16 protein-coding genes are annotated in these 16249 nt (G+C 55.0%); all 16 read right to left on the bottom strand.

What is annotated here, in order from left to right:
* Positions 1-173: 173 nt before the first annotated feature.
* The 16 genes from motD to ACFQPC_RS03295 all read right to left on the bottom strand — a co-directional run bounded on the left by motD (position 174) and on the right by ACFQPC_RS03295 (position 16232).
* Positions 174-956 (bottom strand): flagellar motor protein MotD, encoded by a 783-nt coding sequence (gene motD / locus ACFQPC_RS03370; protein ID WP_382270195.1) that lies wholly within the window; start codon positions 954-956, stop codon positions 174-176.
* A 36-nt stretch (positions 957-992) separates the two neighbouring features.
* A complete protein-coding gene (locus ACFQPC_RS03365) occupies positions 993-1733 on the bottom strand; it encodes a flagellar motor protein (RefSeq protein ID WP_382270194.1) in 741 nt (246 codons plus the stop codon).
* A complete protein-coding gene (locus ACFQPC_RS03360) occupies positions 1715-2446 on the bottom strand; it encodes an RNA polymerase sigma factor FliA (protein WP_012079936.1) in 732 nt (243 codons plus the stop codon). The genes ACFQPC_RS03365 and ACFQPC_RS03360 overlap by 19 nt, the downstream gene beginning before the upstream one ends.
* A gap of 7 nt (positions 2447-2453) precedes the next feature.
* Complete coding sequence (locus ACFQPC_RS03355; protein WP_382270193.1) at positions 2454-3269, bottom strand: MinD/ParA family ATP-binding protein; 816 nt, start codon at positions 3267-3269, stop codon at positions 2454-2456.
* Entirely contained in the window at positions 3262-4527 is a 1266-nt protein-coding gene (flhF, locus tag ACFQPC_RS03350; RefSeq protein WP_382270192.1) for a flagellar biosynthesis protein FlhF, read from the bottom strand. The genes ACFQPC_RS03355 and flhF overlap by 8 nt, the downstream gene beginning before the upstream one ends.
* Positions 4524-6608, bottom strand: coding sequence for a flagellar biosynthesis protein FlhA (gene flhA, locus ACFQPC_RS03345; RefSeq protein WP_382270191.1), 2085 nt, complete (start codon positions 6606-6608; stop codon positions 4524-4526). The genes flhF and flhA overlap by 4 nt, the downstream gene beginning before the upstream one ends.
* Entirely contained in the window at positions 6605-7777 is a 1173-nt protein-coding gene (gene flhB / locus ACFQPC_RS03340) for a flagellar biosynthesis protein FlhB (RefSeq protein ID WP_382270190.1), read from the bottom strand. Before flhB ends, flhA begins: the two co-directional genes overlap by 4 nt.
* A 153-nt stretch (positions 7778-7930) precedes the next feature.
* Entirely contained in the window at positions 7931-9139 is a 1209-nt protein-coding gene (locus tag ACFQPC_RS03335) for an EAL and HDOD domain-containing protein (RefSeq protein WP_382270189.1), read from the bottom strand.
* 68 nt (positions 9140-9207) lie between these two features.
* The gene (cheZ, locus tag ACFQPC_RS03330; RefSeq protein WP_382271862.1) at positions 9208-9840 is read right to left on the bottom strand and encodes a protein phosphatase CheZ; all 633 of its coding nucleotides are present in this window, start codon (positions 9838-9840) and stop codon (positions 9208-9210) included.
* Between the two features lie 25 nt (positions 9841-9865).
* Entirely contained in the window at positions 9866-10264 is a 399-nt protein-coding gene (cheY, locus tag ACFQPC_RS03325; RefSeq protein ID WP_012079943.1) for a chemotaxis response regulator CheY, read from the bottom strand.
* 151 nt (positions 10265-10415) lie between these two features.
* A complete protein-coding gene (locus tag ACFQPC_RS03320; protein ID WP_382270188.1) occupies positions 10416-11495 on the bottom strand; it encodes a protein-glutamate methylesterase/protein-glutamine glutaminase in 1080 nt (359 codons plus the stop codon).
* 54 nt (positions 11496-11549) lie between these two features.
* A complete protein-coding gene (gene cheD, locus ACFQPC_RS03315; RefSeq protein WP_382270187.1) occupies positions 11550-12161 on the bottom strand; it encodes a chemoreceptor glutamine deamidase CheD in 612 nt (203 codons plus the stop codon).
* A gap of 6 nt (positions 12162-12167) precedes the next feature.
* Positions 12168-13046: a CheR family methyltransferase gene (locus ACFQPC_RS03310; RefSeq protein WP_012079946.1), complete on the bottom strand. Its 879-nt coding sequence runs from the start codon at positions 13044-13046 to the stop codon at positions 12168-12170.
* Positions 13047-13169: 123 nt separating this feature from the next.
* Entirely contained in the window at positions 13170-13661 is a 492-nt protein-coding gene (locus ACFQPC_RS03305) for a chemotaxis protein CheW (protein ID WP_012079947.1), read from the bottom strand.
* A gap of 14 nt (positions 13662-13675) precedes the next feature.
* A complete protein-coding gene (cheA, locus tag ACFQPC_RS03300; protein WP_382270186.1) occupies positions 13676-15814 on the bottom strand; it encodes a chemotaxis protein CheA in 2139 nt (712 codons plus the stop codon).
* Positions 15815-15866: 52 nt separating this feature from the next.
* Positions 15867-16232: a response regulator gene (locus tag ACFQPC_RS03295; protein ID WP_382270185.1), complete on the bottom strand. Its 366-nt coding sequence runs from the start codon at positions 16230-16232 to the stop codon at positions 15867-15869.
* Positions 16233-16249 lie beyond the last annotated feature (17 nt).

Here is a 16249-nt window from a genome sequence, read left to right as displayed (position 1 = left end):
AAACCAAGCAGGGAAGGACGTAGAAGAAAAGTAGGCGCGCACATGCTTGGCGCATGGAAATGAGAATTTCAGCGACAAACTGAAGGGAATATGGTGCGGAAGAATTCTCTCAAAGGCAGGTTTGCAGCGTGTTCGACGTTGCAATACAGGAACAACGATCAGAAAAGATCGCCTTAATCTTCGGCAGTAACCGGCACCTCAGTAACCACATCCGGCACCCCGGACAAGATCATCAGTTGCACGCGGCGATTGCGCAGACGCCCTTCTGTCGTGTCATTGCTATCGACAGGCAGGTTGGCACCGTGGCCCATGGCGACCAGGCGTTTTTCGGCTACACCGCTTGCCAGGAACAGGCGCACCACGCTGCTGGCACGTACTGCAGAGAGCTCCCAGTTGGATGGGAACATGGAGTTATTGATAGGTGTGTTATCGGTATGGCCTTCGACCTGGATGTCATTGTCGACATCCTTCAAGACCTGTGCCACTGCGCGCAAGGCGGCTTCCGATTGTGCATTCAGTTTGGCTTCACCCGGAGCAAACAAGACACTCGCATTGATTTCGACACTGACGCCGCGATTGGTCTGGGTGACGCGTACCTTGCCCTGGCTGACCAAAGGCGCCATCGCCTTGAGGATGTCGCGCGCGATGCTGGTCATGCGGGCTTTCTCGCGTTTGACGACGGCTTCATTTGCGCGTTGTGCCGGTGTAGGCATCGGCAAAGGCAGGATGGGGGCGTTTTGGCTGACCGGGTCCTTGATGGCTTCAGTCTTCGCCGCTACACCGCCGAAAGCGATGCCGAGCGAACTGGAAAGGATGCGGTACTTGCCTTCGTTGACGGATGAAATCGCGTACATGACGACGAAGAAGGCGAAAAGGAGCGTGATGAAGTCGGCGTAAGACACCAGCCAACGTTCATGGTTTTCATGCTCTTCTTCGTATTTTTTTCTACGTGCCATGGTGGATCATTCTGCCGACGCTGTGGGCCAGCTAACTTACATCGTGTAGACGTTCATCCGCTCTTCGATCAAGCGCGGATTGTCACCAGCTGCAATACCGGCAAATGCATCTGCCAGCATTTCACGTTTGAAGATGTCACGACTGACCAGCGCTTTGAGTTTGCTGGAGATAGGCAGGAATACCAGGTTGGCAAAACCGACACCGTAAATTGTTGCGACAAATGCCACTGCAATACCGCTACCGAGGCGACTAGGGTCGGACAGGTTTTCCATCACGTGGATCAAACCCAATACCGCACCCAGGATACCGATGGTCGGTGCATAGCCACCCGCCGCTTCCCATATTTTGATGGCCAGGCGTTGACGCGTTTCGTATGCACCTATTTCCAGGTCCAGCACGTCACGCAATTTGGTCGGATCAACACCGTCGACGATCAGGCGCAAACCGTGTGCGATGAATGGATCGCGTACATCCTTGATGACCCGTTCCAGGCTCAGCAAGCCTTCGCGCCGCGCAATAACACTCCAGGCGGTAATGTCCTTGATCAGGGCCGGATAATCATCTTCCTTCGGCATGAAGACCTGGCCCGACATTTTGAGGCCCTGCACGAAGTTGCGCCAGCCGCTTTGCAGCAGGACCGCGCCTATGGTACCGACGACGACGATGATGAAAGCAGCAGGTTGTACCAGCGAACCCAATGCTCCGCCTTCGAGCAATTGCCCGAGGAGTATCCCGCCCAGCGCCAGTGCTATACCAACTAAGCTACCCCAGTCCACGCTTTCTCCCTTAAGTTCGCACGCATCCTGGCGATAGCCTGGCTATGCAATTGCGATACGCGTGATTCGGTGACTCCCATGACGGCGCCAATTTCCTTCAAGTTCATTTCCTGCTCATAGTACAAACCCATGAGGATTTTTTCACGCTCCGGCAACGCCTGGATCGCTTCAATCACGGCTGCGCGGAAGCCGGTATTCATCAGGTTCTGCAGCGGATCCGGTGACTCGTCCGTGCAATAGCGGTCGAGAAAGTGTTCGTTGTCTTCGCTATCGTGGAAATCTTCGTAGTAAACCAGTTGGTGGCCACCACCATCACTCAGCAAATCCTGATAGTCGGCCAGCGACAGCTTGAGCTGTTTCGCCACTTCGCTTTCATTCGGCGGACGTCCAAGGCGCTGCTGCAAGGTGTTCATTGCCACCTCGATCTTGCGCATGTTTTGACGCATGCTGCGCGGCATCCAGTCGCTGCTGCGCAATTCGTCCAGCATCGCACCACGTATGCGTTGCACTGCATAGGTTTCAAACTGCGCACCATGCGTTTCTTCGTAGCGGCTCACTGCATCCAGCAAACCTATCATGCCGGCTTGAATCAAATCATCGACTTCTACGCTAGGCGGCAGCTTGGCTTTCATCTGGTGCGCCAGCTTCTTGACGAGCGGCGCATGCTCACCTACCAGATGATTTTTGTCCGATTTTCCGGCCGCTGTATACATATGTGAATCAGGCTCCAAACTTGGCGCCGTGGGCGGGCAAGGCAAAACGTTCAGCCAGGCCGCGGAAGGCAACCGAAGCACCCGCCAGCGGGAAAGCGTCGATCACTGCCCGGCCCAGCCGTGCAGCACGTGTCAGATGATCGTCCCGCGGCACGAAGCCGACGGAATGTAATTGCAAGGCCAGATAACGACTGGCGGCTTGCGCCATGTTTTGATAAACCACTGCTGCTTCCTGTTCGTCGGCACCTGTCACCAGGATGCCGAAAGGACGGCGACCCAATTGCGCGTTTAATCTTTTAATCAGTGCGTAGGCTTTCTTGATCGAGGCTGCACCCGGTGCAACCTGCACAATGATTTCACCATTGGCCATCGCCGGGATCGCGAAGTTGTCATCCGCATCCAGTTCAGCGTCGACCATCAACACATCGGATTGCGCTGCCAGCACGCCAAAGGCATTCGACAGGCGACGTTGCTGATGCCGGTCACCATCAGCCGCATGCAGCGAACCACGCGTCAGCGAAGCAAGGCCAAAGCCCTGCGGCATTGCATGCACAACCTGGTTCAATGCACGTTCCTGACGGGCGACGTCCAGCAGCGTGGCCTGCAAGTCCACACCCATGCGCTGGCTGATGCCATCGTTGGAGGCGCAGGCGTCGAGCAATACGACATCGCTACCGCTTAAGGCCAGTGAGGCGCTCAGATTGACCAGCATCGCGCTTTTATCCGTGACTGACGTCGCCGATAAAAAGGTAAAAATGCGCGGCTTCGGTCCTGCGAGCATACGCCGCAAACCTTCTGCCTGATCACATTCGAAACTAGCCAAGAATCACCTCACGCAAACTCTTATCGTTCATTCCACGTACCGTATTTGCCATCACGGCCGGTATCTCCGCATCACCCAATTGGAACGGCGCTGTTTCGCGCTTGAGTTTAAATGCACGGTCAACCAGGTACTGCTGGTTGGCAACGTGCAGGTCTTCCGGCACGCGTTGTCCGTTCGCGACGTAGTATAAGTTCAATTTCTGTCTAATGACTACATCTAGTGCACTGCCAATGGTTGCAGCTTCATCGAGTTTGGTCAATATGCAGCCGGCCAGGCCGTCACCCATGTAGGAACGCACCACTTCATTCAGTGTTTCACCGGTCGAGGTCGCATTCAGGCACAGCAGGCGCTTGACCTGGTCACCGGCACCGGTCAGCATCGCGATCTGGTCCGCCACCATCTGGTCACGCTGGCTGACGCCGACGGTATCAATCAGGACAGTATGCTTGCCTTTTAGCTCATCCAGCGCGATGCGCAGGTCGGCTTCATCCTTGACCGAATGCACCATGACGCCGAGGATTTTGCCGTAAATGCGCAATTGTTCGTAGCCACCGATACGGTAGCCGTCGGTGGTGATCAGCGCCAGTTTGCTGGGGCCATGGCGCATCACGCAGCGGGCCGCCAGTTTGGCTGTCGTTGTCGTTTTACCTACACCGGTTGGTCCGACCAAAGCGTAGACGCCGCCCTTTTCCAGGATTTCGTTTTCATCGCCTATGGTGGCAAGGTTACGCGTCAGGATGGATTTGATCCATTCCATACCGCTTTGATTGCTGGCACCGGCAGGCAAACGCGCAATCAGGTAACGCGCCAGGCTGGCGCTGAAACCTGCGGCCAGCATTTCACGCAATACGGTCGATTTGACCGGTTCACGCTTTTGCGGATCGTTCCATGCGAGTTCGGACAACTGGATTTCCAGCATGCCGCGCATCGAACGGATTTCACTCATCATATTGTTCAGTTCGGCACTGCTGATTTCGACCTTGTCGGACGGCTGCGCCGCATTCGAAGTCAATGCCAGCGGAGCCGGCTGGCTTGGCTTGTGGTGCGGCACCAGCGAAGCCAGCGTGCTTTCCGAAATGGCCGCACGTTCCACCATCGGTTCCGCCAGCGAAGCCATATCCTCACCGGCCAGCGCCAGAATTTCCACGCCGCCATCGATGGCGCGATTGGAGAGGATGACCGCATCAGGCCCGAGTGCTTCGCGCACCAGACTCCATGCGCCGCGTGACGTGCTTGCCGTAAATTTCCTGACGTTCATACCTGACCTCCAACTAAGCTAGTTACTCTGATTGTTTTTGAATCCGGGACTTCCGCATGCGACAGCACTTTGAGCTGCGGCAAGGCACGGCGCAGGAAGCGCGCCAGCAATGCGCGCAATTGCGCTGGCACCAGCAGTACCGGTGTTAATCCTAAAGATTCCTGTTGGCGCGTGGCGGCTTCCGCCTGCGCTGCGATGGTATCGGCCAGGCCTGGTTCGATGCCGGCACCATCCGGCCCGCTACCCTGCAGCGCTTGCGTCAGCAGGCGCTCAAGGCGGTTATCCAGCGTCATCACTGACAATTCATTGGTCGACGGGAACAACTGCTGCACGATGGCGCGTCCCAAAGCGACGCGTACCAAGGCGGTCAGCTCATTGACGTCCTGGATGTAGGCCGCGTGTTCCGTCATGGTTTCGATGATGGTGTGCATATCGCGGATATGGACGCCTTCGATCAGGAGGTTTTGCAAGACCTTTTGCAGGGTCGACAATGGGATCAGCTTGGGCACCAGGTCTTCCACCAGCTTCGGCGATTCCTTGGTCAGGTGATCAAGCAATTGCTGCACTTCCTGGCGACCCAGCAATTCGGCTGCATGGGTCGTGATTAAATGGTTCAGGTGGGTCGCCACGACAGTGCCGGCGTCCACTACGGTGTAACCCATGCCCTGCGCCTGTTCACGCATGCTGGAATCGATCCAGGTAGCTGGCAAGCCAAAGGCTGGGTCACTGGTAGTTGGTCCGGGCAAGGTACCGCTGACCATGCCGGGATTGATGGCGAGGAATTGACCGGCCAGTGCTTCACCGCTACCGACTTCGACGCCTTTGAGCGTGATGCGATAAGCCGATGGCTTCAGTTCCAGGTTGTCACGGATATGCACCGGTGGCGACAGGAAGCCGACTTCCTGCGCGAATTTCTTGCGTATGCCTTTAATACGACGCAACAACTCACCGCTTTGCGATTTATCGACCAATGGAATCAGGCGATAGCCGACTTCCAGGCCCAGCGTATCGACTTGCACGATGTCTTGCCAGGTCGCTTCTTCGACTTCCGGTGCCGGCGGCGGTGCCGTCACTTCCGGCTCAACTTCCGGCGCCTTCAGGTTGCGCTGCGAGATCAGGTAGGCCGCACCCGCCATCAGGCTGGCGAGGAACAGGAAGGATACGTGCGGCATGCCAGGGATCAAACCCATGCCGCCGATGATGGCTGCCGTGATGTACAACACTTGTGGACGCGCAAACAATTGGCCGATCAACTGGCCGCCGATGTCTTGCTCGCTGGCGACGCGCGAGACCACAATACCGGCCGCAGTCGAAATGATCAGCGAAGGAATCTGCGCCACCAGGCCGTCACCGATAGCCAGCAAGGTGTAGTTTTCCAGCGCAGCGGAGAAGCCCATATCGTGCTGCACCATACCGACCACCAAACCACCGACCACGTTGATGACCGTGACGATAATGCCGGCGATCGCATCGCCGCGTACATATTTACTGGCGCCGTCCATCGCGCCGTAGAATTCCGCTTCCTGAGCGACCTGGGTACGACGCAGGCGTGCATCCTGCTCACCGATCAGGCCGGCATTCAGGTCGGCGTCAATCGCCATTTGTTTACCCGGCATCGCATCCAGGGCGAAACGTGCGCCCACCTCGGCGATACGACCGGCACCTTTGGTGACCACGGTAAAGTTAATGATGGTCAGGATCACGAAGACCACGATACCCACCGTATAGTTACCGCCAATCAGGAAGTGACCAAAGGCTTCAATCACCTTACCGGCAGCATCCGGACCGTTATGCCCTTCGGTCAGCACCACGCGGGTCGACGCGACGTTCAACGAAAGGCGCAACATCGTGCTGACCAGCAGCACGGTCGGAAATACCATGAAATCCAGTGGCTTGACTGTGTACAAGGCGGTCAGCAAGACAATGATGGACAGCGCGATATTGAAGCTGAAGAAGATATCCAGAACAATCGCCGGCAGCGGCAGCACCATCATCGACAACATCATGATGATGATCAGCGGTGCTGCGACAGCACGCGATCCTTGGCCGGTCATCCAGGCGGGTAATTTCAGGCTATTCATTGTGGCAGGCCATTCGAATCTGCATTTTCTGCAGAGGGATTAAGTGGGTCCATCTCTGGCGGCACATCGAGATCGCCCGGTTTGACCGGACGCGCACCGCCATGTTTGCTATACGCACGCAACTGGAATACATAGGCCAGTACTTCAGCCACCGCGATATACAGCGCTTCAGGAATTTCATCGCCAAGCTCGGCGTGGCGGAACAGCGCACGTGCCAGAGGCGGCGCTTCCAGCAGCACGATATTGTTTTCCATCGCCAATTCGCGGATCTTGGCTGCGACTTCATCCGCACCTTTGGCGACCACGCGTGGCGCGCGCATGCCGTTTTCGGAGTATTTGAGTGCGACCGCATAGTGGGTCGGGTTGGTCACTACCACGTCTGCCGTCGGTACTTCAGCCATCATGCGGCGACGTGCCATCTCACGTTGCTGTTGGCGGATCTTGGCTTTGATTTCAGGGTTACCTTCGGATTCCTTGGACTCCTGGCGTACATCCTGGCGCGACATCATGAGTTTCTTCGCGTGTTGCCACATTTGGTAAGGCGCGTCGATCGCGGCGACGATGACCAGACCGGCAGCGATGAAAATAAAGCTGAATACCAGCAGATGGCCCAAATGCTCAGTGCCGCTTTTCAGCGGCTCAACGCTGAGCGCCATTACCGCATCGAATTCATGCCGCATTACCATCCATGCGATCCAGCCGATCAGGATGGTTTTGGCAATCGCCTTGCCCAATTCGACTGCAGCCCGGCTCGATACCATATTGCCTAAGCCCTTGATCGGGTTCATGCGGCCGAAATTCGGTTGCAAGGCCTTGCCACTGAACAGCCAGCCGCCTATCAGCGCCGGCGATACCAGGGCCACCACGATCAGGATCATTGCTGCCGGTGCGAAGGCAATCAGTAAATCGATAATGCTGGCTGCGGCGTGCGCCAGCAGCAGTTCCATATCGAAGGCCATCTCGCGGTCGAAGGACAAGCCCGCCGCGAGCATCTTGTTCAACTCGCCGACCATGCGACCGCCGAGGATCCAGAAAGCAGCGCCCGCGCCGAGCAGCAGCGTACAAGTCGCCAGCTCGCGCGAACGCGGCACATCCCCCTGCTCACGCGCTTGCTCAAGCTTGCGCGGTGACGCGGGTTCCGTCTTTTCGAGATCACTTTCTTCAGCCAAAGCCGACTCCTGGGGTACTTCCGTCAGCATCAACATGACGCTATACGGACCTATGAGTAGATTATTGGCCAGAACGCCCCGGACTAATCGGGGGAATAGGGTGGGAAAGGTGCCGCTTTTCAGTCATGCAAAGCGGGAAACTGCAGGGGAAAACTAAATTTTGATGGCTTGCGCCCACAATAAGGCCGCCAAATGTGCATCATTGACCTGACGCGCGCTGATGAACAAGGAATCAGCCAATGCTGCAATATTGCCATTATTGAGTTCACAAGCCTCTGCCAGCGCCAGGAACGGACCGTACATGCCATCACGCGTCAACAAGGCTTGCGCCATCGGCTCGGCCAGCTGGATTTTTGCCAGGACTTCTTCCATCGGTATGCCCAGCAAACGATCCAGCAAGGAAAACATGCCCACGACGAACAGGTTTTCCGCTTCATTTTTCGGCAAAATACCATGTCCGGCCAATTCGGCAAAGCGTCCGCGCACAATCGCGGTTTGCATCAATACCGCCGCGTGGCTATCAGTACTCGCAGTCGCCAGCAAAAGCGACAACCAACGATACAGTGGCGAATAACCTAGCATGGTCACAGCATGGCGCAAAGACTGGATTTCTGCTCCAAGGCCAAAGCCCACGCTATTGATGTAACGGAACAGCTTGTAGGATAGTGCGGCATCGCGCTTCAGGACTTCTTCCAGTTCACGGATGTCAGCGTTTTGGCGCAACATTTCCATCAACTGGACGATGATGATTTGCGCCGAGTTCAAGCCTTTTTTCTCTGCATTGGCACGCGGTATCAGGTACAAATTACCGATAAATGCATGCAGACCCTGCAAGGCGCAAACATCGTACTCCTGCCACGATGCCAGCTTGCGCACGACTGCCTTGGCGGTCGCTGACTGCAAGGCAGCTATGGGTATCGCCGCGCCTTGTTCATGACTGAGCCGGCCCTCGACATGACTGACGACTTGCAGCAAGGGATTACCTGTCTTGAGTGCATCTGCGCCACGCAAGGAAATGCCGTAGCCCTGCTGCCGCAATGCGGCGGCTGCCTTCAGTGTTTCCGGATCAGACAGATCGGTAACGGTCAGGCGCAATACCGTATTTTTGGCAGGCAACTGCCGCACCACATCTGCCGCCAACAAAGCCGGCGTGGCTTCAAAAAACAGCAAGCTGCCATTCAATTGGCTCATCGCTTCTGCGCCTTGCAATTGCGCGGCCGCCAGGCTTAACAGCTCCAGCAAATCCGCATCACTGGCCATGCCCTCACCCTGCTCGCCGCTATACCAGGAGAGCTCGTAGCCAAGAATCTGTTGCGCGGCGTTAAGCAAAGGCTCACGCACAAGGAATTTTGTTTCAGACATGGGGAGTCAAGGAAAAGTACTGCACAAGTCAGTGTGAGTGAAGCGCGACGCGATTGGAGCTGAACGAATCAGAAACCGAGGCTCTCAAGCAAATCATCGACCTGTGCCTGCCCTGCTACGACATCGTTACCGGTCGGGTTGATTTGCGGACCGTTCAGCAATCCGGTCTCGACTTCTTTCTTCTTCTCGGCCGGCGCGTAATCGACCAGCAATTGCAGTAATTGCTGCTCCAGGCCGTGCGCCAGTTCAGTGACTTTTTTGATGACCTGGCCGGTCAAGTCCTGGAAGTCCTGCGCCATCATGATATTCATCAGATGTTGACGCGTTTCAGTCGTAGCCGCCTGGGTCGCATTCAGGTGTGCGATCGTTTGCTCAGCCAGTGCCTTGTATTTTTCTTCGGAAAAGCCGCCTTGCAAGGCTTGCTGCCATTGCGTAGCCATTGCCGCCGCACCGGACTGCACCTGCTCCTGCAAAGGGCCGGCCGCTTCGGTCGCGTTCAATACGCGTTGCGCCGCTTGTTCTGTCATGCGTGCCACGTAATCGAGGCGATCACGGGCATCGGGGATATCGTGCGAGGCACGTTCTATCAACTGGTCGAAACCCAGGCCGCGCAGGCTTTCGTGCAAGGCGCGCGTCATATGACCGACACGCGACAACATTTCATCCTGCGGGATACCCGCTGCGTCGCTCACGTCCACCATTTGTGCAGCCGGGTTGCCAGTCAACTCAGGCTCCTGCAGCAGCCAGTTTTTCGAAAATCTTCGCCAGCTTTTCATCCAGCGTCGCGGCGGTAAACGGTTTGACTACATAACCGTTTGCACCTGCTTGCGCTGCCGCGATGATGTTTTCTTTTTTCGCTTCGGCGGTCACCATCAATACCGGCAACTTCGACAAGGCAGGATCAGCACGGATGTGCTGCAACATTGTCAGGCCATCCATATTAGGCATGTTCCAGTCCGACACGACGAAATCAAATTGTTCGCTACGCAGCTTGGCCAGCGCCATTGCGCCGTCTTCCGCTTCGTCGACATTGGTATAGCCCAGTTCCTTCAAGAGATTGCGAACAATGCGACGCATCGTTGAAAAATCATCAACAACTAAAAATTTGGTGTTTGGGCCTGCCATGAATTACTCCATTAAATCTCTAAATCGTTATCGATCCTGCAAAGAATCGAACATGGTCTACAACATCATCATTTTTTTATGCCTTGCTATTATGCACCGAGGATGCCCGCATTTCGGCAGAAATCCGTCGACACTTGTCGCAAATAAACACTTAGACGCGCAACGCCCGGCTGCTGTGCGCAGCCAGATAACCCAGAACCATACCGGGTAAGGCATTCAACGGTCCGACTTCATGTGTTGCACCTACCGCAATTGCTTCGCGCGGCATACCGAATACTACGCAAGAAGCCTCGTCTTGCGCAAAGTTATATGCACCAACGTTTTTCATCTCCAGCATACCCTGTGCGCCATCCTTACCCATGCCTGTAAGAATTACACCGACAGCATTCTTGCCTGCATGTACCGCTGCCGAATGGAAGAGTACATCGACGGAGGGACGATGACGATTTACCGGCGGCCCCTGGTCCAGTTGCGTCATGTAGTTGGCACCGCTACGCACCAGTTGTAAATGTGAGTGGCCGGGCGCCAGGTAAGCATGGCCCGGCAGTACACGTTCACCACCTTCGGATTCCTTCACGCTGATCTTGCACAAGCTGTCGAGCCGCTGTGCGAACGATTTGGTGAAGCCCGGCGGCATATGTTGCGTGATCAAAATGCCGGGGCAATCGGATGGCATTTGCATCAGGAAATCTTTGATCGCTTCGGTACCGCCGGTCGATGCGCCGATGATGATCAGCTTCTCACTACTGGTGAGCGGATTGCGTATCAGCGGCAACACGCCATCGCCGGCCACCTTGTTCGGATCGTGCGGTGTGATCTGGCGGGACTTAATGCGCGCCTTCGAAGCAGTACGGATTTTGTCTGCTATCAATTCGGTATATTCCAGCATGCCGCTCTGGATAGACATCTTCGGCTTGGTGACAAAATCAACCGCACCCAGCTCCAATGCACGCAAAGTAATGTCCGAACCACGTTCAGTCAGCGATGACACCATCACGACCGGCATCGGACGCAGGCGCATCAGTTTTTCGAGGAAATCGAGACCATCCATGCGTGGCATCTCGACGTCCAGCGTCAATACATCCGGATTGGTCTGCTTGATCAGATCACGTGCCACGATCGGGTCAGGTGCAACGCCGACGACTTCCATATCCGGCTGGCTATTGATGATCTCCTTCATTACGCTGCGTATCAGCGCTGAATCATCCACGATCAATACTTTAATTTTCATGAGGCTACCCTGGTGTAACGTTTCTTATAATTTTTTATAGATAGATGAGCTGAATCAGGAAAAGAGTTCCACGTCTCCGCTGACACTGCCTGACTGCAAGCGGTTTGCATAATCCTGTTCGCGATTGGCCAATGTGTTGTTGTTCAGTTGCCGGAGCTTCTTGACCAGCACCTTGCCGTTGCGCGGGAAGTAATACACCTTGCGCGGATGGATGTCATTCAGGTCTTCCGCCACGATGCGTATGTTTTCCACCTTGAGGAAATTGCGCACGAATTGCGCATTGCGCTCACCGACATTAATCGAGCTGAAGCCACTGAGGACATTCCCGCCACCAAAGACTTTGGCTTCCAGGTTTTCGCGACGCGCCCCTGCCTTCAACAAATCATTGATCAGGATTTCCATCGCATACGTGCCATAGCGTGCCGACGCGGAAATCGGACTATCCGCATCGCCACCGCCATCCGGCAACATGAAGTGATTCATGCCACCAACACCGGTTACGCGATCACGTATGCAAGCCGACACACAAGACCCGAGTACCGTCACGATCAACATATCCTTGCCGGTGTAGTAATACTCACCCGGCAGGATTTTGGCTGCGTCGCGGTCGAAGGTCCGGTCGTAATAGACGTTCGTGGCGAAATGCTCTTTGGTCAGCTCATTCATAGATTCTTATGCCCGACGTGATTGCGACAAGCCCGCCTTTTTATTGGGGTCCAACTCGTATACCGTTTTTCCGCGCAATTTAAATGCATCGGTGACGTACAGGAAGTTTTCTGAATGACCTGCAAACAGCAAGCCATCCGGCTTCATCAGCGGTGCAAAACGATCCAGTATCTTGCCCTGCGTCGGCTTGTCGAAATAGATCATCACATTGCGACAAAAAATGGCATCGAACTGGCCGGAAATACCCCAGTTGCTCTCCAGCAGGTTGACCTGCTTGAAGGTAATCATTTGACGCAGTTCAGGGCGTACCCGCACCATGCCTTCGCGTGCACCCTTGCCGCGCAGGAAAAAACGCTTGGCGCGTTCCGGCGACATCTTGTCCAGCCGGTCTATTGAATACACGCCATTGGCGCCGGTATTGAGCACATTGGTATCGATATCGGTGGCGATGATGCGTACCGGCGGCGTCAGCGTATTAAAGGCTTCGCAGGCAGTCATCGCAATCGAATATGGCTCTTCGCCGGTCGAAGCGGCGGAGCACCAGATCTCGATCGGTTCTTTGATTTTCTTGATGTGATCAGCCAGGATCGGGAAGTGATGCGCTTCGCGGAAGAAGGAAGTCAGGTTGGTGGTCAGCGCATTCGTGAACGCTTCCCACTCTTCATCACTGCCACCCTGCTCCAGCTGGTCGAGGTAGCTGACGAAAGACCCTATGCCGGTCGCACGCAAACGGCGCGCGAGTCGGCTGTAAACCATCTCCTGCTTACTCTCGGCCAGTGCGATGCCGGCCTTCTTGTGTATCAAGGCACGGACGCGTTCGAAATCACGCGCGGTGAATTCGAACTCTTTAGAGCCTTCTGCCCTACCTTGAGTAGTGGTTTTCATACTGCAGATTCCCCTTTCGCCTGCTGCATATTTTTCAATATGCGTATTGCCAAAAACTTACACGCGACTGTTTGCGTAGCCTGGTTCTGCTCGCCCACTCGGCAATCCTTTACTACGCAAGCCTTAAGCTGCGATCTTTTCTATCAAACCCATTTCGCTGCTGGACATCAATTTATCGATATCCACCAGGATCAGCATACGCTCGTCCAGGGTGCCAAGGCCGATCAGGTAATCGGTATTGAAAGCCGTACCCATTTCAGGTGCCGGTTTGATTTGTTCAGGTGACAAAGTGATCACGTCAGACACGCTGTCGACCACCATGCCGACCACACGACCGCCAATGTTCAGGATGATGACGACCGTGAATTGATCGTAGGTTGGCTCACCCAGATTGAATTTGATACGCATGTCAACGATAGGCACGATGATGCCGCGCAGGTTGACCACACCTTTGACAAATTCAGGTGCGTTGGCGATGCGCGTGACGGCTTCGTAACCACGGATTTCCTGTACTTTCAGGATATCGATGCCGTACTCTTCCTTGCCCAGGGTGAACGCCAGGAATTCATTGCCGTTTTCAGCGCCGGTCGTATTGTTTTGTATATTGTGAATCATGTTAATTCTCCTCTTCAGGAATAAATGGATTCGTCGTTTAACTGACGGCTCGAACGCAGTAACGCTGCAACATCGATAATCAGCGCAACTCCGCCGTCACCGAGAATTGTGGCTCCCGATATTCCTGCCACCTTACGATAATTCGATTCAAGATTTTTGACTACCACTTGTTGCTGACCAACCAGGTCATCGACAAACAGTGCTGCTTTTTTGCCTTCGGATTCCAGGATAACAACGATGCCTTCCGATGGATCGGTAAAGCGTGGCTCTATGCTGAAAATCTTGTACAGCGGGATCAATGGCAAATAATCACCACGGACCTTGATCACCTGGCCCTGCCCGCTGATGTCTTTAATATCTGCCAACTCCGGCTGCAGCGACTCCACTACATAACCCAGCGGCAGGATATAGATTTCATCTCCAACCTTGATCGACATGCCGTCCAGGATGGCCAGTGTCAATGGCAGTGAAATCAAAATCGTCGTGCCATAACCTTTGCTGGAACGGATATCGACCGAACCGCCCATCGCGGTAATATTCCGCTTGACCACATCCATGCCGACACCACGTCCGGATACATCGGTCACCGCTTCGGCCGTCGAAAAACCCGGTGCAAAAATCAATTGCCAGACTTCTTCATCCGGCAAATCGTCGGATACCGGCAAGCCCTGCTGTTTGGCCTTGGCCAGGATGCGCTCACGATTGAGGCCACCGCCATCATCGCTGACTTCAATAATGATATTGCCGCCCTGGTGCCCTGCCGACAGGGACAGCTGGCCTGATGCCGACTTGCCTGCCGCCACCCGCGTTTCCGGCATTTCAATGCCGTGGTCTATGCTGTTGCGCACCAGGTGTGTCAAAGGATCAACGATGCGTTCGATCAAACCCTTATCCAGTTCGGTAGCGGCACCGTGCGTCACGAACTCGACTTTCTTGCCCAATTTGGAGGCAAGGTCGCGCACCATGCGCGGGAAGCGCGAGAACACATAATCCATAGGCATCATGCGTATGGACATGACAGCTTCCTGCAAGTCACGTGTATTGCGCGTCAGTTGCGATACGCTATTCAAGAGGCGCTCATGTTGCATCGGATCGAGCGTGCCGGTGCGTTGCTCTATCATCGCCTGCGTGATAACAAGTTCGCCGACCAGGTTGATCAGTTGATCCACTTTTTCTATGCCGACGCGTATCGATGACGATTCTGCGCTGACATTCGTTTTGTCGACATCACGCTTCGCTGCAGGTTTCTTGTCCGTCGCCGCAGCAGCGCTTTGTACTTCTTCCACAGCCAGCGCGTTGCTTTTCTCTTCATCGTGCTCGGCTGCATCCTTACTACCGGCATCAGGCAAAGGCAAGGGAACAAACGGTGCAAAGAAACCATAGCCCTGTGCATTTTCCGCAATCGTTGAATGCAGTGGTTCGAAGAAACCGTAACCCTGCTCTTCTTCATTGCGGCTACGATCATCTATCGATTGATGCACGCCTTTGATGACGGCTTCTTCGGTAATTTTTAAATCTTGCGGATCGAGGATGAAGGAACAAATCGCGATGATGTCGTCCACGCCTTCCTGTGTACTCAGCGTAAACACTGCGCGCTGATCCGGCAGCACGTCGCGCTGGATTTCACCCAGCAAGCCCAGCTCGGCCGCCAGTGCATCCACGTCGCGTGCCGAAGTTTGCGGCAGCTCGATACGGAAGCGACGATCGCCTGCGACACTGCCCGGCACTGCAGCCGCGACTGCCGCTGCTTGTGGTGGCGATGCATCGTCCTGCGACAAGGATTCGAGCAAGATACGTACATCAGCAACCGCGTCCAGATCCACCGGCGTATGCAGGCGATGGCCGTCCAGTTGCATCTTGAGTACGTCTTTAGCTGACAGGAAGGCATCGACGTGTTCAGCCATCAGCGCCATCTCACCTTTGCGGATGCGGTCCAGCAAGGTTTCCAGCACATGCGTGACTTCGGTCAGATCGGTGATGCCGAAAGTCGCGGCACCACCCTTGATAGAATGAGCCGCACGGAAAATCGCATTCAAGTCTTCTTCATCAGGAGCCGATACGTCCACCGCCAGCAGCAGCTTTTCCATCTCGGCCAGGAGCTCTTCCGTCTCGTCGAAGAATACCTGGAAGAACTGACTCATATCGATGGTCATCGTTCTGCTCCGTTATCTGTGCGCATGATGATGTTGCAACTCATGATATGTATTAACCAATCACTTTTTTCACGACTTCAGTCAGTCGTTGCGGATCAAAAGGTTTGACCAGCCAGCCGTTGGCACCGGCGGCACGCCCCTTGGCTTTCATTTCATCGCTGGATTCGGTAGTCAGGACCAGGATCGGGGTTTTTTGATAAGTGGATAAGGCACGCAATGCACGTATCAGCGAAAAGCCATCCATGCGCGGCATGTTTTGATCGGTTAATACCAGATCAAAAACCTGTGCCTTCGCCTTGTCCAGACCATCTTGTCCATCAACTGCTTCCGTCACCTGATAGCCGGCCGCCCTCAAACTGAAGACCACCATTTGTCGCAGTGAACCCGAATCATCGACTGCCAATATTGTCTTTGCCATCTTTACCCCTGCCCATT

This window comes from Herminiimonas glaciei (assembly GCF_042664955.1).
Classification (GTDB): domain Bacteria; phylum Pseudomonadota; class Gammaproteobacteria; order Burkholderiales; family Burkholderiaceae_D; genus Oxalicibacterium; species Oxalicibacterium glaciei.
This window is presented reverse-complemented; position numbering and strand designations above follow the sequence as displayed.